The following is a 19,157-nucleotide window of genomic DNA, read 5'->3' on the forward strand; positions in this document are numbered from 1 at the left end:
CGGGTCCGGTTCCGTTGCTTTGCATTCCGCTTACTGCATTATCGGTAACACCCAGCATCGGCTGATGCCATTGCATGCAGGTATGGCCAATCCGTCCAGAGGTAGGCTCACACTATGGAAACGGATGGAGCCGACTATCCATTGGTTTAGGGCATTGGGCGTGGGTTACATCACCACAGGTGCATCCGGGAGTTCATTCGGCCCGCCGCCCGCCTTCGGAAAATGCGTCACCAGTTCCCGCGACACAGCCTGGACGCCAGTGATCACGCCCCGCTCGAAATGCCCGGCGCGGAAATCGGCTTCCATCTGCCGGCAGATTTTCTCCCACCCCTCAGCACCGACCTTAGCATCGATCCCGCGGTCGGCGACGATCTCGACGTCGTGATCGGCGAGCAAGAGATAGATCAGCACGCCGTTATTGTCGGCGGTATCCCATATCCGCAAATGCGAAAAGACGTCCAGCGCCCGTTCTCGCGCGGGCTGGTTGCGAAACAGCGGTGCGCCGTCGAGCGCGCCTTCGACCACGAAACGGACCTGCCCGGAATGAGTTGCCTCGCCCGCTTTGATCGCCTGTTCGATCCCTGCCAAGACGGCTGGCGGGAAATCGCGGCGGCGACGCCAGTGATGCTGGAGAAGATGCCTGATGATACGTGCGATGCTCATGTCTACCAGCTCCCCGATGCACCGCCGCCGCCAAAGCTGCCACCGCCACCGCGGAACCCGCTGTCGCTGGAGCTGCCACCGCCGGACCAGGAGCCCGCGCTGCCACCGACCCATCCACTGTCCCTGCCGCGGCGTCCCACGCTTGGGCCCATCGAGCCCATGTTCTGGACGAGGAAACTTACGACGAACGCGATAAAGCCGATGAGGATCGCCACTGCGAACGATCCCGCAACGAACCAGCCGAAGACGCCTGCGATGCCGCCGGTCGCCGCCGCGCCGATGAATCGGCCGAGCACCGCCCTCAGCACCCCACCGACAATGAAAACGAAGACGAGGATAAATGGATTGAACGGATCGACATAGTTGGACAAGCCGGGACTTTGCCAGTGTGGCGGTTCCGGCTCCGGCAGTTTCTCGCCATTGGCGACCGCGATCATCCGGTTGACGCCTGCCGAAACACCGCCGGCGAAATCGCCACTCTTGAATTTTGGCGTGATGTCCTCGTCGATGATGCGCTTGGTCGTGGCATCCGTCAGCGCGCCCTCGAGGCCGTAACCGACCTCGATCCGCAAGCGGCGATCGTTCTTGGCGATCACGAGAAGCGCGCCGTCGTCGATCTTCTTGCGGCCGATCTTCCAGGCTTCCGCGACGCGGAGCGCGAATTGCTCGATGGCCTCGCCGTCCGTCGTCGGCACGATCAGCACGGCGATCTGGCTGCCTTTTCGCGCCTCGAGATCCCCAAGCTGCTGCGTCAGCGCGGCGACGTCGCCGGCAGCGAGTGTGCCCGTCTGGTCAACGACCCGCCCGCTCAAGGGCGGCACCGCGACGAGCGCCAGAGCTGAAGCAGCCCAGCACAGCAGTAGTGCAAGAAGGGACGCTCTCGCAGCGTTCATCGCAGTGGCCTTTTCAGCCGCTACTTGGCAGGCGCCGGCGTCGGGTTGAAGTCCACCTTCGGCGCCGTCGAGATCGCCTTCTCGTTCTCGACCGCAAAATTCGGCTTTTCCTGGTAGCCGAACGCCATCGCCGTGAGATTGTTCGGGAAGGTGCGGATGCCGACATTGTAATCCTGCACCGCCTTGATGTAGCGGTTGCGCGCCACCGTGATGCGGTTCTCGGTGCCTTCGAGCTGCGCCATCAAATCGCGAAACAGCGTATCCGATTTGAGCTGCGGATAATTCTCGGTGACGACCAGCAGCCGCGACAGCGCGCTCGTGAGTTCACTTTGGGCGGACTGGAATTTCTGGAACGCAGCGGGATCGTTCAGCACCTCTGGCGTGGCCTGGATGCTGCCGACCTTGGCGCGGGCATTGGTGACGCCGAGCAGCACGTCCTTTTCCTGTTGCGCAAAGCCTTTTACGGAATTGACGAGGTTGGGCACCAGATCGGCGCGGCGCTGGTACTGGTTGACCACCTCCGACCACCCCGACTTGACCCGCTCGTCATTGGCCTGGATGGCGTTGTAGCCGCAATTGGTCAGGCTCAGCGTCGCCAGCGCCGCCAGTACAGTCCAAACTCTGCGCATCGAACTCTCCCAAAGGAAAGTTCAACGCCAACCGGTTTGATTGGTTGCGTCTGGCATGCAAGGCGCAAGCCTGCTTCAGGTTCATTTTGCAGCCCGATGGCCCTTGCCTATCATTCGCCGAAATAACAACATGGCCCGATAACAATAATTGAGGGAGGGCCGATTGACCGCTTTCGAAACCATCGTCGTGGAGCGGCCGGAGCCGCGCATCGCGCGGATCGTGATGAACCGACCCGAGGCGCGCAACGCGCAGAACCTGCAGATGACCTACGATCTCAGCACCGCCTTTGATCAGGCGGTGCAGGACGACGCAGTCAAGGTCATCGTTCTCGCCGGCAACGGCCCGCATTTTTCGTCAGGGCATGACCTGCGCCCCGGAGCCAAGAATACTGCCGGCGTGGATTTTCCGCCGGTCGGAAATTGGGGCGGGTTCGCCGAACCCAACGCCCACGGCCGCTTTGCGCGCGAGCAGGAAATCTATCTGCAGATCACGCGGCGCTGGCGCAACCTCGCAAAGCCGACGATTGCCGAAGTGCATGGCAAATGCATCGCCGGCGGATTGATGCTGGCGTGGGCCTGCGACCTCATCGTCGCAAGCGATGACGCCGAGTTCTGCGATCCCGTGGTCACCATGGGCGTCTGCGGCGTCGAATGGTTCGTGCATCCCTGGGAGCTAGGCCCGCGCAAGGCCAAGGAATTGCTGTTCACCGCCGACGTCTGGAGTGCGCAGGAAGCCCACCGGCTCGGCATGGTCAACCACGTGGTGCCGCGAGACGAGCTTTCCCCCTTCGTGATGAAGCTTGCTGAAAGGATCGCGGCAAAACCTTCCTTCGCGCTGAAGCTGACCAAGGAGGCCGTCAACCGCTCGGTCGATGTGACGGGACAGCCTGCGGCGATCGAGCAGGCATTCGCGCTGCATCAGCTCTGCCACGCGCACAATCTTCAGGAATTCGGAATGATCGTGGATCCCGCGGGCCTTCACCCGTCCGTCCGAAAGCCGGCGCAGGCCAGCTAAGAAAAAGGCAAAAGCAAATCAGATGGACCTCAATCTGAGCGACGAGCAGCGATTGCTGCGCGAAAGTGCCGACCGCTTCGTCAATGAGACTTACACCGCCGATCACCGCCGCAGGATCGCGAACGATCCGCTCGGCTTCAGCATGGATATCTGGAAGCAGTTCGGCGATCTCGGCTGGCTGGCACTGCCGATTGCCGAGGCACATGGCGGGCTCGGCGGTGGCGCTATCGAGATCGGCATCCTGATGGAAGCATTTGGACGCGGCCTCGTTACCGAACCTTATCTCTCCACCGTCGTTATCGGCGCTTCGCTGATCGCGGAGTGCGGCACGGAAACGCAGAAGCAGCGACTGCTGCCCAAAATTGCCGATGGTTCACTGATTTTGGCATTCGCGCATTCCGAACGGCAGGCGCGCTACGACCTTGCCAGGGTGGCTACGACAGCGAAGAGAACACCTGACGGCTGGCGTATCGATGGACAGAAGATCGCCGTGCTCGACGGCAACGCCGCTGGGCAGATCATCGTCTCGGCGCGCATCGATGACGGCAAGATCGGTCTGTTCATGGTGCCGCGAGGCGCCGCCGGCCTCACCTCACATGATTTCCCGCGGCTTGGTGGCGGCCGGGCCTGCAACCTCGAACTCAGGGATGTGCAGCTTCCCGCCGATGCCCTGCTCGGCGACGGCAGCGACGCGCTGCCGGCGATCGAAGTCGTGGTCGACCGCGCCATGGCTGCGCTCGGTGCCGAAGCCGTCGGCATCATGCAGGCCCTGCTCGACCAGACACTGGAATACACCAAAATCCGAAAGCAATTCGGCCGGCCGCTCTCTGCCAATCAGGTGATCCGTCATCGCCTCGCCGACATCGCCATGCAATGCGACGAGGCGCGCTCGATGGCACTGCGCGCGGCATTGATGGCCGATGCCGAACCGGTCGCGCGCAATCGCGCCGCCTCGGGCGCTAAAGCCAAGATCGGCAAATGCGCGCGCTTCGTCGCCGAACAATCCGTCCAGCTTCACGGCGCGATGGGCGTTACCGAAGAGCTCGACATCGGCTCCTACTTCAAGCGCCTGCTCGCCTTCGAGATGCTGTTCGGCGGCAGCGCCCATCATTATCGCCGTCATGCCGCCCTCGGCGGACGAGCCGTTGAGGCTTGAAAGGAACATACCCATGGATCTCACCTTCAGCGCCGAGGAGCGCGCCTTCGAAAAGGAGGTGCGCGACTTCATCGCCGCCAGCCTCACGCCGGAGATGAAGCGCGCCACCGCGCTGACGCCTTCGGTGTTCTCCGATCCTGATATCGGCATGGCCTGGCAGCGCGCGCTGCACAAGAAGGGCTGGGGCGCGCCGGGCTGGCCGGTGGAATATGGCGGGCCGGACTGGACGCCGGCGCAACGCTGGATTTTTGAGGCCGAATGCGCCCGCGCCGGCGTGCCCAATGTGAACGTGATGGGCGTCAAGATGGTCGGCCCGGTCATCATCGGCTTCGGCTCGCCCGAGCAGAAGAACTTTTATCTGCCGCGGATTCTCTCGGGCGAGGATTATTGGTGCCAGGGCTATTCCGAGCCGGGCTCCGGCTCCGACCTCGCCTCGCTGAAAACCCGAGCCGCGCGCGACGGCGACGACTACATCATCAACGGCACCAAGATCTGGACCACGCACGCCCACCACGCCAACCGGATGTTCGCGCTGGTGCGCACCAACGAGACCGAGCGGCAGCAGGACGGCATCTCCTTCATCCTGATCGACATGAAGACCCCGGGCATTACCACGCGGCCGATCCTGACCATCGGCGGCGACCACGAGGTCAACCAGGTGTTTTTCGACGACGTACGGGTGCCCATCGCCAACCGCGTCGGCGAGGAAGGCAAGGGCTGGACCTACGGCAAGTATCTGCTCGAGTTCGAGCGCGGCTCCGGCATCGCCTCGGCCAAGCTGCGCGAAGCGCTGAAGACGGTCTCTAGCCTTGCCGAATCTCACGCGACCGGCCGGGCCATCGGCGATCCCGATATCGCGGTGCGGATGTCGGAGATCGAGGTCGATATCGACGCGCTCGAGATGACGGAATTACGCGTGCTGTCGGCGCTGCAGACCGGGCAAAATCCCGGCGCAGTGTCGTCGCTCTTAAAACTGCGCGTCAGCGAAATCCGCCAGGCGGTGACACGGCTCGGCGTCGACGTGATCGGCAATGACGGGCTCTATGTCGAGCCAATACGGCCGCTCTACCGGCTCAACGAGGCGCCGGGAATCCCCGAGGAGTTGCTTCCCGTCGTGCCGGAGTATCTCAACGGCAGGGCCTATACGATTTTCGGCGGCTCGTCGGAGATCCAGCGCGATATCGTCGCAAAGATGGTGTTGGGGCTGTAGGCACGAATACCCTCCCCTGGAGGGGGAGGGTCGGCTCACATGGAGCGCGGCGAAATGTGAGACGGGGTGGGGTGATCTCTCAGCTCGGACAGTGTTCGGGAGGAGAGACCGTCACCCCACCCCGCCACGCATCTTCGATGCGTGCCGACCCTCCCCCTCCAGGGGAGGGTGAAGGAACGACGTCGGACGTTTTAGAGCCCCGCCGCCCTCGCATCCCTTATCGCCTGCCAGACCTTCGCCGGCGTCAGCGGCGTGTTGAGTTGCTTGATGCCGAGCTCGCTCAACGCGTCCATCACGCCGTTGGTGACGCAGGGCGGCCCGCCGATGGCGCCGGATTCGCCGCAGCCTTTGGCGCCGAGCGGATTAGTGCGGCACGGCGCGGAATCGTCCAGCGCCACCGCGATCGGCGGAATGTCGTCGGCGCGCGGCACGCAGTAGTCCTGGTAACTCGCGGTCAATAGCTGCCCTTCCTCGCTGTAGGCGACGCCCTCATAGAGCGCCTGCCCGATGCCTTGGGCGACACCGCCGTGCACCTGACCGGTCACCAGCATCGGGTTGACGGCAACGCCGACGTCATCGACCGTCGTGTAGCGCACCACCTTACTGACGCCGGTTTCCGGATCGATTTCGACCTCGCAGATATGCGTGCCGTTCGGCCAGCTAGGGCCGTCGACTTCGCCTTCGGTATCGACGGAGAGCCGCGCGCCATCCTCGTTCTTCGCGATCTCGAACAGGCTGATGCGCTTGTCGGTGCCGACCACCGTCAGCCAGCCGTCGCGGTATTCGATATCCTCGATGGACGTTTCCAGCACGTTCGAGGCCTTCTCGCGCGCCTTCTGGATCATGTCGTTGCTCGAAACCGCAACTGCCGTGCCGCCGACAAACAGCGAGCGCGAACCGACGCTGCCGAAGCCGGTAGCGAGATCGGTATCGCCCTGCACGACGTCGATCTTGTCCATGGGAATTCCGAGCGTATCGGATACCATTTGCGTGTAAGTGGTCTGCAGGCCCTGCCCCATCGCCATGGTGCCGGAATGCAGGATAATGCGGCCTTCCGCGGTCGCGTGCAGGCTGACCTTTTCGGTATGCGCGCGCCCGCCGGTCCATTCGATATAGCTGGTAAGGCCGCGACCGTAGAGCAGGCCCTTCTTCTTCGCCGCCTTCTTGCGCGCGTTAAAACCATCCCAGTCCGAAAGCTCGGAGGCGCGCGACAGCATGTGCGCGAAGGCGCCGGAATCGTACACCTGCCCGACCGCATTGGTGTAGGGCAGTTGCGCCGGCTTGATGTAGTTCAGCTTGCGGATGGTACGCGGGTCGATTCCGATCTGACGCGCGGCGGCATCCATCAGCCGCTCGACGATGAACACGGCTTCGGGCCGCCCGGCGCCGCGATAGGCGCCGACCGGTGCGGTGTGGGTCATCACCGATTTCACCTCAAAATGCACCAGCGGCAGATCGTAGACGCCGGTCTGCACGAAGGGCCCGAGCACCAGCGGAATGATATTCGCGGTCCCCGACGAGTACGCGCCGGTGCCTCCGATCGAACGCACGCGGTAAGCGAGCACGCGGCCCTTGGCGTCGAGCGCGAATTCGCCGGTCGAGGTAAGATCTCGGCCATGGGTGCCGCCGACGAACTCGTCGGTGCGGTCGCCGCGCCAGCGGATCTTCTTGTTCAGCTTGGTCGCGGCGTAAGCAACGATGCCGTCTTCGGGATAGAGGCTGGTCTTCTGGCCGAAGCCGCCGCCGATGTCGCCGACCAGCACGCGGACGCTATCCTTCGGTCGCTTCAGAATGGATTCCGCCAGCAGGTCCCGGGTCGAGCCGGGCGTTTGCGACTGTACGTGCAGGATCAACCGGCCGGTCTTCTTCTCGATCTCGGCAATCGTCGAGCGAGGCTCCATGGCGGAGGGCACCAGCCGCTGGCTGACTAGGTCGAGCGAGACCACATGCGCAGCCTTGGCGAAGGCCTCCTCGACCTTGGCGGCGTCGCCGTAGCTCATGGCAGCCACGATGTTGTCGGGCGCCTCGGGCCATACGACGGGTGCGCCGGGCTTCACCGCCTCGACAGGGTCGACCACCGAGGGCAGCACCTCGTAATCGACCACGATCGCTTCGGCCGCGGTCTGCGCCAGCACGCGCGACGTCGCGACCACGGCGGCCACAGCTTCGCCGGCATATCGCACGATTTCATGGGCAAGCAGGCGTCGCGGCGGCACCGTCATCGGCGATCCATCCGGCCGCTCGAAGATCGCAAGCGTCGGGATGGTGCCGATATCGTCCTTGACCAGCTCGGCGCCGGTATAGATCGCGTGGACGCCCGGCATACCGGCGGCATCAGTCGTGTCGATCGAGACGATTTTGGCGTGGGCATGGGGCGAGCGCAGCAAGTAAAGCCACAGCGCGCCCTCCTCGGGCTTGTCGTCGATGAACTGCCCCTTCCCGGTGAGCAGTCTCTGGTCTTCCAAACGCTTGACCGGCTGGCCCGCACCGAAACGCATATTGCCGGGAAGAATGTTCATCAGTTTGTCCTTAGCTTGTTCGGATTGAGCGGGGTTTTAGCGGTTTTTCGCCGCGAGACAACTATTCAGCCCGCAGCAACAAGAGAGCCAGCGCTGCGGGCGCGAGCACCGCAGCGGGGCACGATTCTGCCTTCAGAGGGGACTATTAGCCGCGGCCGATATCCACGATATCGACGTTGACATCGCGCGTTTCCGAACCGCGTTTCAGTGTGATGCGGACGCTCTTGCCGGCGCCGACCTGCTCGATCTGGTCGGTCAGGTCGGAGAGCCGGTGAACCGGCTTACCATCGGCTTGAACGATCACGTCGCCGAGCGCGCCCGAGTTGAAATCGACGCCACGGATGCCAGCCCGTTCGGCCGGACCTCCGGGCGCGGTACGCACGACGATCACCCCTTCGACGCCCATGCGCGTCGCAACGGCTTCGCCGGCGGCGACGATCCCGATTCCAGGGGTCGGCACCCGACCATTCTTGATGAGTTCGGGCACGATACGATTGACGATATCGGCCGGAATGGCGAAGCCGATGCCGGCGCTGGAGCCGGAGGGCGAGATGATGGCCGTGTTGACGCCGATCAACCGTCCCGCCGAGTCCAAAAGGGGGCCACCGGAATTGCCGGGATTGATCGCGGTGTCGGTCTGGATCACGTTGGCGATCTCGCGACCGCTGCTGGTCGGTAGCCGCCGCTTGAGCGCGCTGATGATTCCGCTCGTCAGCGATTGATCTAGTCCGAATGGGTTACCGATCGCAAATGCAATTTGGCCTACCTTGAGGTCGTTAGAACTGCCAAGCGCCACCGGCGGCGGCAACTGACGCGGATTCCTGATCCGCAGCACCGCCAGATCGTAGTTCGGTGCAACGCCGACGATTGAAGCCTGGGCCACCTCGCCTGAGGCGAAGCGAACGGCTACCTCGCGGCCATTTTGCACGACGTGATTGTTGGTGACCACATGACCGCTACTGTCCCATATAAAGCCAGTGCCGGATGCCGCCCGGCCGGAGGCTGCCGGGCCTTCCTCTTCTTCGAAGGGATTGGCCACGGCGGATCGTGCCGCGACCTGCACGACAGACGGCGAGACCCGCTCGAAAAGCTCGATGTTTGCGCGCTCGGCGTCAGACAGTGGGCCCCGCTGGTCGACGCTGCGGGCGACTGTATTGGTCCACGGGCTGTAGCGGATATTGGAGACGGTCAACGCCACCAGTACGGCTGCGATGGCGGCTAATGAAAGCGCGAAGCGACGATTCATCGATCACTCATTTGATATCGCGCAAAGCGCGATGCGGAAGATTAAGCAGGCCGGGCATCATCACCCACCAAACGTCCTGGCCGGACTAAAGTTTCTGAACTTTCAGAGACTTAATCATACGGCAAAATCGGGCCGGTTGAGTGATTTATGCATGACGGCTTGTCGCGCAAGCGGTGCGGCCTTGAAACCAAATCCTGCCATTCTAATTGTTCTAAAGCCGCAGTCCGTCATTGCGCCGCCGGTCCTGATCGGGCGCCTGGCATGGCCATCAGGCAAAGGTCCCGATGCGGCTTCCTGCGACAGGGCGTCCGGAGTTGCGAGATGAACAACAAGACGCGTTTCAATATCGGATATGCGATCGCCGCGATCTTTGCCGTCTTCATCATCCAATATTTCGTTTCCACGGCGAGCCAGATCGCCATCATTCCCTACAGCGAATATCAGCAATTGCTGAAGCAGGGAAAGGTCGCGACCGTCGGCATCTCCGACCGCACCGTGCAGGGCACCTTGAAGGAGCCGCTGTCCGGCGGACAAAAGCAGTTCGTCACCACGCGTGTCGATCAGGAGACCGCACAAGAGCTCGAGAAATACAACGTAAAATTCACCGGCCAGATCGAGAGCACTTTCCTGCGTGACCTGCTGTCTTGGGTCATGCCGGTGCTCCTGTTCTTCGGTCTGTGGTGGTACATCGCCAGACGCGCTGCAGAAGGCGGCGGCCTTGGCGGCGGGCTGATGGCGATCGGCAAGAGCAAGGCCAAGATCTATGTCGAGTCCAATACCGGCGTGAATTTTTCCGATGTCGCCGGTGTCGACGAAGCCAAGGACGAACTGCGCGAGGTCGTCGACTTCCTGAAAAATCCGACCGACTACGGACGGCTCGGAGGGCGTATGCCCAAGGGCGTGCTGCTGGTCGGTCCGCCCGGCACCGGCAAGACGCTGCTGGCCAAGGCGGTGGCCGGCGAGGCCAAGGTGCCGTTCTTCTCGATTTCAGGTTCGGAATTCGTCGAGATGTTCGTCGGCGTCGGCGCGGCGCGGGTGCGCGACCTGTTTCAGCAGGCACATCAGAAAGCGCCTGCCATCATCTTCATCGACGAACTCGACGCGCTCGGCCGCGCCCGCGGCATCGGGCCGTTTGCGGGCGGCCACGACGAGAAGGAGCAAACGCTCAATCAGCTTCTCGTCGAACTCGACGGCTTCGACTCGCGCTCCGGCCTCGTCATCCTCGCCGCCACCAACCGGCCGGAAATCCTGGATCCGGCGCTTCTGCGCGCCGGTCGCTTCGACCGCCAGGTGCTGGTCGACCGCCCCGACAAGAAGGGCCGCACCGAAATTCTCAAAGTTCATATGAAGAAGGTGCAGCTCGACTCCGGCGTTGATGCCGAGGCGGTCGCTGCACTGACGCCCGGTTTCACCGGCGCCGACCTTGCCAATCTGGTCAACGAAGCCGCGCTGCTGGCGACACGGCGCGGCGCCACTGCCGTCGCAATGACCGATTTCAACAACGCGGTCGAGCGCATGGTCGCGGGGCTGGAGAAACGAAACCGGCTGCTGAATCCGAAGGAGCGCGAGATCGTTGCCTATCACGAGATGGGGCACGCCTTGATCGCGCTGTCGCTGCCGGGCGTCGATCCCGTGCACAAGGTGTCGATCATCCCGCGCGGCGTCGGCGCGCTCGGCTATACCATCCAGCGCCCGATCGAGGATCGCTTCCTGATGACCAAGGAGGAACTGGAGAACAAGATGGCGGTGCTGCTCGGCGGCCGGGCGGCGGAGTTGATCGTGTTCAGCCACCTGTCCACCGGCGCCGCCGACGATCTTCGCCGCGTCACCGACATCGCCCGCAGCATGGTGACGCGCTACGGCATGTCCGAAAGACTCGGCGGCGTCGCCTACGAGCGCGATCCCGGCAGTTTCCTGGCCGGCGCCGATCGGCCCTTCCCCACGCGCGAGCGCGATTATGCCGACGAAACCGCTGCGGCAGTCGACGAGGAGGTTCGCGCGATCGTCGATCGGGTGTTCGACCGCGCGCAGGGCATCCTGCAGGCGCGCCGTGCGATCCTGGATCGCGCGGCGAAAAAACTTCTGGAGAAGGAAACCCTGGAGCAGAGCGACCTCGAAGCGCTGATGCGCGAAACGCCGAAGGAGGCGCTGCGGGCTATCTAGCCATGCTCGCAAGCTGCTGCGCTTATCCGAGATCGCGCAGCGCCGCCTCGACCACCTTGCGCTGCTCGGCCGTCAGCGCCACCTGCGGCGGGATGGGATCGCCGACCGCGTAACCCTGGATGTCGAGTCCGGCCTTGATGCAGGCGGCGAGGTTGAACCGCGCAAAAGCCTCGTTGATGCGCCACAGTTTGCGCTGCAGCGCCATCGCCTCATCCCAGCGCGCCGCCTTGCAGAGTTTGTAGAGCTCGACGCTCTGCCGCGGGATGATGCAGGCAGGACCGGCCATCCAGCCCACCCCACCGATCAGCATCACCGCCGCGGGGATATGGGCGGATGCGGAGAACACGCGGATCGCCTCGCCACAGCGGTTCATGATCGACAGTAGCCGGCCGGTATTGGTGGAGGCGTCCTTGATGTGGCCGATGCGCGGATGGGTCGCGAGCCGCGCAATCACGTCGAGCGTGAGGTCGGAGCGCTGGAATTGCGGATTGGTGTAGATCACGACGGGAATGTCGACCGCGTCGGCGATGGCGCGGAAATAGGATTCGACCTGCGCGTCGGCGACCGGGAAGTAAGCCTCCATGATCGCGAGAATGCCGTCGGCGCCGAGCTTCTGATACGCCTTCGCCTGCGCCACCGCATCTGCCGTCGATGTCGAGGCGACGCCAGCGATCACCGGCACGCGGCCGTTCGCGGCTTCGATCGTAGTCTGCACGAGGCTGGCACGCTGCGCCTGGTTGAGATAGGCGAACTCGCCGGTCGATCCCAGCGGCGTCAGCCCGTGCACGCCCGCCTTGATGAGGTCGTCGCACAATCGGCCCAGCACCTCGGTGCGAATTTCGCCGGAAGCATCGATCGGTGACACGAGATAGGGAAAGACGCCGTGGAAGTCAGCCATGGAAGGAAAGCGCCTCAAGCGGGAAGTATATGCCATGGCTATCCGGAATGCCGGTCCAAGGCAATGTTTCGCAAACATCACGCCGGGTTTGCCTTCACTTGCGTGCCTTGATGCAGGTATCGAGCGCGGCAGCGCACACCGCTCCTGATACGACAATTATCACCGCGAGCATTGGCCGAAATGGCGCGCCAAGGGTGCTGCCTCAATCAGCTTCACACGCGCTTCTATGCCAGCCGCCACTGGTCATGCCGCCGCGTCACCAATCGTGAAACAGGCGTGAGCGGCCCGCAGAATGACCAAAAGATGTCCACATATGTCCACAGGTTCTAACGATTTAACTCACGATTATTTCACGACTTTCTTTCCAATCTCGCCGCATTGATCAAGCGAGAGCAGTTCTGATGGCTGTGCAGAAGGTCGCCGACGCATCCTCGTTCCGAACTTCAGAACTCGATACGCGCGCCCCTATTTCGTCGGCAACGACTCCCGGCTTTCGTCATTTCTTCGGCACGCCCGCTCCGTCGCAGCGCTTCCGCGCCTTCGGTATCGATCCGCTCGAGTCGCCGTCACACCATGCAAAGCTTCGCGGATTGATGCATCGCCTGTCGCGGCGAATGGATGCTGCCATAAAATGGCCGTCACATCAGGTTCGATCACTGGAATATTGGGAAAATCCCTGCATCCCCTCGGGCTATACCTATCTGCTGCAGTTCATTGCGCATGATCTGGTTCACTCGGCGATTCCGCTTTCGGTTGCGGGAGGGCTCGGCCGAGGGACGACCAACGCCCGCCGCACCCCGCTTCGGCTGGAGACGCTGTACGGCAGCGGCCCGGTCGGATCTCCGCACATCTATGCACTCGACGCGCCGAATGACGACCGTCGCACCAAGCTGCGGCTCGGGCGAATGCGCTGGAAGGAAAAGCAGTCGGCGACCGGCTGCCCATTTCGCGATATCGCACGGACCCCCGCCGAGAACGTGACGGGCATTGATCGCAGTATCAAGGGTGTCCGCGTTGCACTCACTGAAGCGCTAGTCGCCGATCCGCGCAATGACGATCACGCCGTGATGTCCCAGCTCACCGCGTTGTTTGCGCTGCTGCACAACGGGCTCGTCGATATCATTCGCCGCCGCGAAGGCGAAGCGGGGCCAAACGGCCAGTTCGGCGCCGCCTACAAGCGCTTCCTGTGCGCCCGCGGCGCATTGACGGCCATCTATCACAACATCATCCGCAACGACCTGATGCGACGGGTGATTCATCCGGCGATCTACGCGAGCTACTGCGGGCCTGCCCCACACTTCATCGACCGTCTCGCATCAGGCGAAGGTCTTGCGATCGGAGATTGGGAAATTCCGTTCGAGTTTTCGCACGGCGCATTCCGCTTCGGTCACGCCATGGTGCGACCCGAATACCAGATCAACGACCTGTCGCTCCATGATCTCAACAATACGCTTGAAAAGAGCTCGGTAAACGACCCGGCAAACATGCCGCTCGACGAGACCTGGATGGTGCAATGGTCGCGCTTTTTCGAGATCAACGGCTCGACGCCAAATTTGAGCCGCCGCATCGGACCACATCTCAGCGATGGGCTCGGCAATGACCAGATCTTTCCGGCGTTCGACGAGACGGAACGGGTCGGCCTGCTCTATCGCGACCTGCTCGGCGCCGGCCTCGCCGGCATGTGGTCGGTAGATGCACTGATTGCCGAGATCAGCTGCAGGCGGCCGCAGTTCATCGCCACGTCGCGCCTGCTTGCCGACCGCGCCCACCGTGTCAATCAGCTTCGCGAATGGCTCGTTTCGACACCGGCCTACGGCGCGCTCACGGACGAGGACATTGAAACCCTTTCGAACGATCCGCCGCTGCCGTTTTTCATCCTGTTCGAGGCGATGCAGCAGACGGAGGGCCTGCAACTCGGGCTGCTCGGTTCGATCATCGTATCGGAAGTGATATTCGGGGCGCTCGCGAGCGTCCCGCAATCGACCGGCGGAGGCGGCGCGCTCGTCGATCAACTGGATCTCGTTTCCCGCGAATTTTACCTGACGAACGTACTTCAGGACATTCCAGAGATCTCAAACATGGCGCAGTTGGTGGAGTTGACTACCGAAATTGCTGAGCTGCAGCAGGCCGTGCCTGCATTTTTGTGAGCGGAATTGTCCGTCTCGCGCAACCCGGAGGAGTAGAAACTATGGCCCTCGAAAGAATGCAAGTGACCAACCATGAGCGCTGGGGCAACCTCGTAAAGACCTGGTCGACGGGCAAGAACTATCTTGACGACGATAACGAATACCCGATCCCGACCACCGTCGAGGAGTTCAAGGAGCAACTCGCCAAGGCGCAGGTGTTCATGACGGTGCCGGATCGCTATACGAAGGTGAAGTTCGTTGAGCAGCAGATGGACACAATCGTGGTGCGCTTGCCGCCCGCCGTGGCGATCGCGGATTCCGAAGAGAAGCTCAGCAAGCCAGGCGCAACCTACCCGCTTCCGCCGTTCTACAAGCGGCTGTTCAACGGGATGGATCCGGTGATTCCGGAAGCCGACAAATTCAAGGTGCATGCCGAGCGTATCGGCGACTACACGATCAGCTTCTGCGCCTAGTCAGAGCTGGCCGATCTCCCCGACAGGAAGCCCTGCGCCGAGCAAGCCTCGACGAAGGGTTTCCTGTCGCTCTCGCACGCTAATCGGGTGAGCCTGCATGACCCACCGCACGACAGCCTCGTCGGTCGGGGTCGATGTACCGATCCAAAATGAACGTAATCCATTCACGAAGCGCTGGGCTTCTTCGCGCGCCTTCCCCAACTCCCCAAGATAGAACAGCGCAGCGGTCCGCCATGCGGGTAATGTCCGCCCGACGCTATTGGCGCGATCGCAGGCCTCGACGGCGCCTGCGTAGTCGCCGCACAGAAAACGAATAGTGCAATGATAGGCCCATTCAAGATAGGAAGGCGCAGGTGAGAGCGTCAGCGCTTGATCGGCCCTGAGCCGGGCCTGCTCGATTGATCCGCAGAAGACCTCATAGTGAGCGCTCGACAGCAACGTCCACGGGTCATTGTCATTGAGCTCGCAGGCAAGCGCCATGTGCGGCGCAGCTTCGGCTTCCCGAAGCGCCATCACATAGGACCAGCCGCAGCACAGATGCGCCCTGGAATCGACCGGATCCAGTTGAACGGCGGTCTTCGCCAGTTCCACAGTGGCCTTGGCCTTTTCGAGATCGCGAAAGATCCCGGGATGCACCAGATGCTCGATGTTGTTCATCTGCACGAGGCTGCTGTAGCAGGGCGAGAAGCTCGGATTGTCGCGGATGGCATCGCGAAAAATGGCGACTGCCCGCCGCCAGCTTTCGGGATCGAACTTCGACATGAGGTTCTGTCCGCGCAGCCAGCGGTCATGCAGGTCGAGCGATACGTCGGGCTCACCGGCCAACCGCATCAACCGTTCGGTCGAGAGCTGCACGTTCAGGGAGGTGGCGATCCGGCGGATGATGCGCTGCTGTGTTTCGAACCAGTTGCCGAGGCCGAGTCGGAAGCTTTCGCTCCAGACGTAAATCCCGGTGGTATCGTCCCGAAGCACCATCACGATGTTGATTTCGGCACCCGCCTGGTAGGCGGTGGTCTCGATACAGTATTGCGGAGACGTACCCGCCGGAAGCACGAGGGCCGCCGGAGGACGATCGACGACGCTCCATTCCCGGAAGCGCACGAGACAGGCAGCGAGATGCTGGGAGAAGCCCTGCACCAGATGGCTGTGGTCCTCGTCGACACCGTGCATCGCAAAGGGCCGCAGCACCAGGCGCGTCTTGGCAGGTGCATTGACCGGTGGCGCCATCGGGACTACCGGCTGGGCGGCGGTCCCTCTGACCATCCTGACAGCGAATTCATCATTCGCTGCCGATGCGGCCCGATCGGCCGGCGCGCGCTCCAGAATGCCGAGCTTGATGTTCGCGACGAGTTCTTCGGTGGCCGACGACGGCTCCATGGCGTAGTCGCGATCGAGCAGGTCCCACAGCGCCTTGTAGATGCGCAGCGCGCCGGCAATATCGCCTTCCTCCGCATGCGCCCGCATCAGATAGCGGCAGGCGTATTCATGAGTCGGATCGAGATTGACGATCGCGGCCGCAATCCTCTTTTTGGACTCGGCGGCTACGCTTGCGGAGGTCAAGCCCTCGTCGAGATTGCGCATCAGCCGTTCATGGATGGTCTGCCGCTTCGCCAGCACCCAGACCCGGAACGACGGGTCGAGATCGTCCATTCCTTCGAGCAAGCGCCCGTCGAGCTGCGGGGTGTCGAGCAGCAGCGGGTGAACGCGCCCGCCTTCGGCGAGTTGAATCACGCTTTCGATATCGACTTCGATTCGTCCAACGTCGAGGCCGATCAGGAGCCGCTCCGCGACAAAGCCGTCGTAGCCGGCCTCCTCGAACATCGCCCGCAGTTCGCGCACGACCTGCCGCAGCGAGGCACGCGCCTTTTCCTCGTCGGAACGGCTCCACAGCAGGCCGACCAGCCGCTCGCGGCTCTCCTGCTTGGTCTCCAATAGCGCAAGATAACTAAGGACCGCCCCGGCCTTGCGGGTTCGCAGTTCGATCGGGCGGCCGTTGAACCGCACGCCGAGCCGGCCGACCAGCGATACCGACAGACGCGGAGCGCTTTCGGGCGCCGCCGCGGCATTGTCTGATGTCATGGCGTTGGCACTGGCCGGCATGAAACGGTTTCCGGAACCGGTTGGTTAATTCCCGCCACTCTATATCAAAGGGACGCCCCCGGTATAGGTTGCGCCGCCTCCACTCCCCGCCATCGCATCCTGCAGCCTGGCCGTGACGATTTCGGATGGCTCGAGTTGCAGGCCCGGGGCGATCACGCGGACCACTGGAATGGCGAAACGCTGGCGCGTGAGTTCGAGGTAGAATGTTTCGATTCCGAGCTTTTCCAAACGCTGTACGATCAATCCAAATATGACGCTCGCTTCAGTTGCGGCAAGGGACAGGTGGGCCGCGCACTCTGCGACCGGCTGCAGCAATCTGCACTCGTCGGCGTTGATCGCTGCGCGCTGCAGGTGGATGCGATCCTGTGCGTTGAGCGCGTCATCGCCGCGTTCCCTGCGTTTGGTTGCGACGACGATGTCGGCCAGTTCGAGCTGGCACATTTCGAGAATCGCCGAGCGAACTGCGGCCTCGAGGGACGGCCGCGCGGCGAGGCCGAAGGCGAAACCGGAACCGTCCGCCCGGCAGGAGACCGCCGCGACGCAGGGCACGCCGATATCCGTCGTAATATCGAGCAGCCATGTCCGGCGCAGCATCGGTGCGCCATCCCGAAGCTGCCGCAACAAGCCCTCCGCTGCGATGCCCGCTTCATGCTGCGGCGGAATCGATCGCGGCAACTGACCGCCTCGCCACCACAGGCTGGCAGCATCGCGCTCGATCAATTCCAAGAGGCCATGCAGCGCTGCGGCGTCTCGTGACGGACCGGCGGCCGATCCGATGCTCAGCGGGAACGGCGGCGCAAACTCGCGTTGCGCTGGCGGCCGCCGCAGGCAGATGTCCGCCGGAAGCAACACCTCGCCGCCGTCGGTCAGTCGTGTTGCGCGACACCAGGAAAGCGCTCGCTCCGGTTGCATGCGGCGTTCCGAAACGGCAGCGACCAACTCCAGCGCCTTCGGCCCGAGCTTTCCGGCCCAATCGTCGACGCCGGGTTTGAGCAACAGGTCGGTTCCGGTCTGCAATTGAGAGAGGTACTCGATGCCCTCGCCGATGCAGCCCTGAAACGCTTCCCGCAACGTCAGACCGACGCCGGAAACGCCGACCATCGGGCTTTCCTCATGCAAGGGATCGGCAAGCGCTGGATCGAATTGTGCGCCAAAGCTGATCAGGCCTGGCGCATCGGGCGAGGCCAGTTCGAACACGCGCGCAAATCGGGAAGCAGCGATCAGCAAATGCGCGCGATTCGCGAGCTGCGAATCAATCCCGTTGCTGGATTCTTCGGCATATTCCAGCGCCTGAAGGATGAGTCTGGCATCGTGATCGCCGGCTGCGTCCACATCGTTGCCAAGAAGCAACGATGCAGCGCGCGCGAACAATTTCTGCATCGAATTTTCGGTACCGCTCACGGTGACCTCACGACTTGACGTGCAGACTCCGGACGTGAGGCCAGTCCGCCCTCGCCCTGGAGGAACTTATGCTCGCGAAAGCCTTCGTCATAGCCATGGCAGCAGATATTGCTCGATCGGATTACGCCAAGCCGACCTTGATTCGCAGCCGCAGCCGCGAGTGGCTGATCGCCTGCCGTTGGGGACCGGAGGGTGAATATCTTTCGATTGCGACAGCCGGCCCGATCACGGAGCCTCTCGCATTGGTTGCACCGCAGGCGATCGCGCCAATCCACAGCCTGGTCGGCTTGCTGGTTTCCGAATCGGAGACGCAATCCACCAGCACATTCCTGCTGGTGCGCCAGTTGCCTGCTGCGATCGAGCTTGCCGGCACGTTTTTTCCGGCCGACGGATACGTGCTGCTGCAGGATCACGGCGATGTCCATCTCGTCTGCAAGACGCGCTATTCGCATAGCTGCGGCTGGCTCGACGGCAAGGAGATCCGCAAGGACATTCCCGATCCGGCACCCTATTCGGCTGAGGCGATGTCCTGGCATATCGAAGCAACGCGCCGCGACTGGATCGGCGAGTTCATTCCCGGCAGCAGGCCGCCGGAGCGGTTTGCGATTCGCGCGACCGGCTGAAGCCGCGAGCGGACTAGAGCCTTTCGGTTCTGATTTAATCAG

General features: G+C 62.8%; 16 protein-coding genes. 8 read left to right on the forward strand and 8 right to left on the reverse strand.

Annotated elements, in window-relative coordinates; genetic code table 11:
- Positions 1-165 precede the first annotated feature (165 nt).
- The 3 genes from V1273_RS29255 to V1273_RS29265 are packed head-to-tail and all read right to left on the reverse strand — an operon-like array spanning position 166 to position 2,185.
- Positions 166-663, reverse strand: a complete 498-nt coding sequence (locus V1273_RS29255) for a TPM domain-containing protein (RefSeq protein ID WP_334380296.1) — start codon at positions 661-663, stop codon at positions 166-168.
- A gap of 2 nt (positions 664-665) precedes the next feature.
- A complete protein-coding gene (locus V1273_RS29260; RefSeq protein ID WP_334411691.1) occupies positions 666-1,556 on the reverse strand; it encodes a TPM domain-containing protein in 891 nt (296 codons plus the stop codon).
- Between the two features lie 20 nt (positions 1,557-1,576).
- Positions 1,577-2,185: a LemA family protein gene (locus tag V1273_RS29265; protein ID WP_334411692.1), complete on the reverse strand. Its 609-nt coding sequence runs from the start codon at positions 2,183-2,185 to the stop codon at positions 1,577-1,579.
- 163 nt (positions 2,186-2,348) lie between these two features.
- On the opposite strand from V1273_RS29265, the gene V1273_RS29270 reads away from it, so the two are divergent.
- The 3 genes from V1273_RS29270 to V1273_RS29280 are packed head-to-tail and all read left to right on the forward strand — an operon-like array spanning position 2,349 to position 5,566.
- Positions 2,349-3,200, forward strand: coding sequence for an enoyl-CoA hydratase (locus V1273_RS29270; RefSeq protein ID WP_334380293.1), 852 nt, complete (start codon positions 2,349-2,351; stop codon positions 3,198-3,200).
- 22 nt (positions 3,201-3,222) lie between these two features.
- Positions 3,223-4,356: an acyl-CoA dehydrogenase family protein gene (locus V1273_RS29275; protein WP_334411693.1), complete on the forward strand. Its 1,134-nt coding sequence runs from the start codon at positions 3,223-3,225 to the stop codon at positions 4,354-4,356.
- A gap of 13 nt (positions 4,357-4,369) precedes the next feature.
- The gene (locus V1273_RS29280) at positions 4,370-5,566 is read left to right on the forward strand and encodes an acyl-CoA dehydrogenase family protein (RefSeq protein WP_334411694.1); all 1,197 of its coding nucleotides are present in this window, start codon (positions 4,370-4,372) and stop codon (positions 5,564-5,566) included.
- A gap of 191 nt (positions 5,567-5,757) precedes the next feature.
- On the opposite strand, the gene V1273_RS29285 is transcribed toward V1273_RS29280, so the two are convergent.
- Together V1273_RS29285 and V1273_RS29290 are read right to left on the reverse strand one after the other, a co-directional pair.
- Positions 5,758-8,085 (reverse strand): xanthine dehydrogenase family protein molybdopterin-binding subunit, encoded by a 2,328-nt coding sequence (locus tag V1273_RS29285; protein WP_334411695.1) that lies wholly within the window; start codon positions 8,083-8,085, stop codon positions 5,758-5,760.
- A gap of 145 nt (positions 8,086-8,230) precedes the next feature.
- Complete coding sequence (locus V1273_RS29290) at positions 8,231-9,331, reverse strand: S1C family serine protease (RefSeq protein WP_334380290.1); 1,101 nt, start codon at positions 9,329-9,331, stop codon at positions 8,231-8,233.
- A gap of 321 nt (positions 9,332-9,652) precedes the next feature.
- Between V1273_RS29290 and ftsH the strand changes: the two genes are divergently transcribed.
- The gene (gene ftsH / locus V1273_RS29295) at positions 9,653-11,494 is read left to right on the forward strand and encodes an ATP-dependent zinc metalloprotease FtsH (protein ID WP_334364831.1); all 1,842 of its coding nucleotides are present in this window, start codon (positions 9,653-9,655) and stop codon (positions 11,492-11,494) included.
- Between the two features lie 22 nt (positions 11,495-11,516).
- Here ftsH and V1273_RS29300 read toward each other — a convergent pair whose 3' ends face one another.
- On the reverse strand, positions 11,517-12,392 hold the full coding sequence (locus V1273_RS29300; protein WP_334364832.1) for a dihydrodipicolinate synthase family protein: 876 nt from the start codon (positions 12,390-12,392) through the stop codon (positions 11,517-11,519).
- 401 nt (positions 12,393-12,793) lie between these two features.
- Between V1273_RS29300 and V1273_RS29305 the strand changes: the two genes are divergently transcribed.
- Complete coding sequence (locus V1273_RS29305) at positions 12,794-14,539, forward strand: hypothetical protein (RefSeq protein ID WP_334364833.1); 1,746 nt, start codon at positions 12,794-12,796, stop codon at positions 14,537-14,539.
- A 41-nt stretch (positions 14,540-14,580) separates the two neighbouring features.
- Entirely contained in the window at positions 14,581-14,991 is a 411-nt protein-coding gene (locus V1273_RS29310) for a hypothetical protein (RefSeq protein WP_171583683.1), read from the forward strand.
- On the opposite strand, the gene V1273_RS29315 is transcribed toward V1273_RS29310, so the two are convergent.
- Both V1273_RS29315 and V1273_RS29320 read right to left on the reverse strand, forming a co-directional pair.
- A complete protein-coding gene (locus tag V1273_RS29315) occupies positions 14,992-17,091 on the reverse strand; it encodes a BTAD domain-containing putative transcriptional regulator (RefSeq protein ID WP_334411696.1) in 2,100 nt (699 codons plus the stop codon).
- Positions 17,092-17,130: 39 nt separating this feature from the next.
- Positions 17,131-18,192 carry a YcaO-like family protein gene (locus V1273_RS29320; protein WP_334411697.1) on the reverse strand — a complete coding sequence of 354 codons (1,062 nt, stop codon included), beginning with the start codon at positions 18,190-18,192 and terminating at the stop codon, positions 17,131-17,133.
- A gap of 12 nt (positions 18,193-18,204) precedes the next feature.
- Between V1273_RS29320 and V1273_RS29325 the strand changes: the two genes are divergently transcribed.
- Positions 18,205-18,510: a hypothetical protein gene (locus V1273_RS29325; protein WP_334411698.1), complete on the forward strand. Its 306-nt coding sequence runs from the start codon at positions 18,205-18,207 to the stop codon at positions 18,508-18,510.
- 50 nt (positions 18,511-18,560) lie between these two features.
- Positions 18,561-19,115 carry a hypothetical protein gene (locus tag V1273_RS29330; RefSeq protein ID WP_334364835.1) on the forward strand — a complete coding sequence of 185 codons (555 nt, stop codon included), beginning with the start codon at positions 18,561-18,563 and terminating at the stop codon, positions 19,113-19,115.
- Positions 19,116-19,157: the final 42 nt, after the last annotated feature.

It is taken from the genome of Bradyrhizobium sp. AZCC 1721 (assembly GCF_036924715.1).
GTDB lineage: Bacteria > Pseudomonadota > Alphaproteobacteria > Rhizobiales > Xanthobacteraceae > Bradyrhizobium.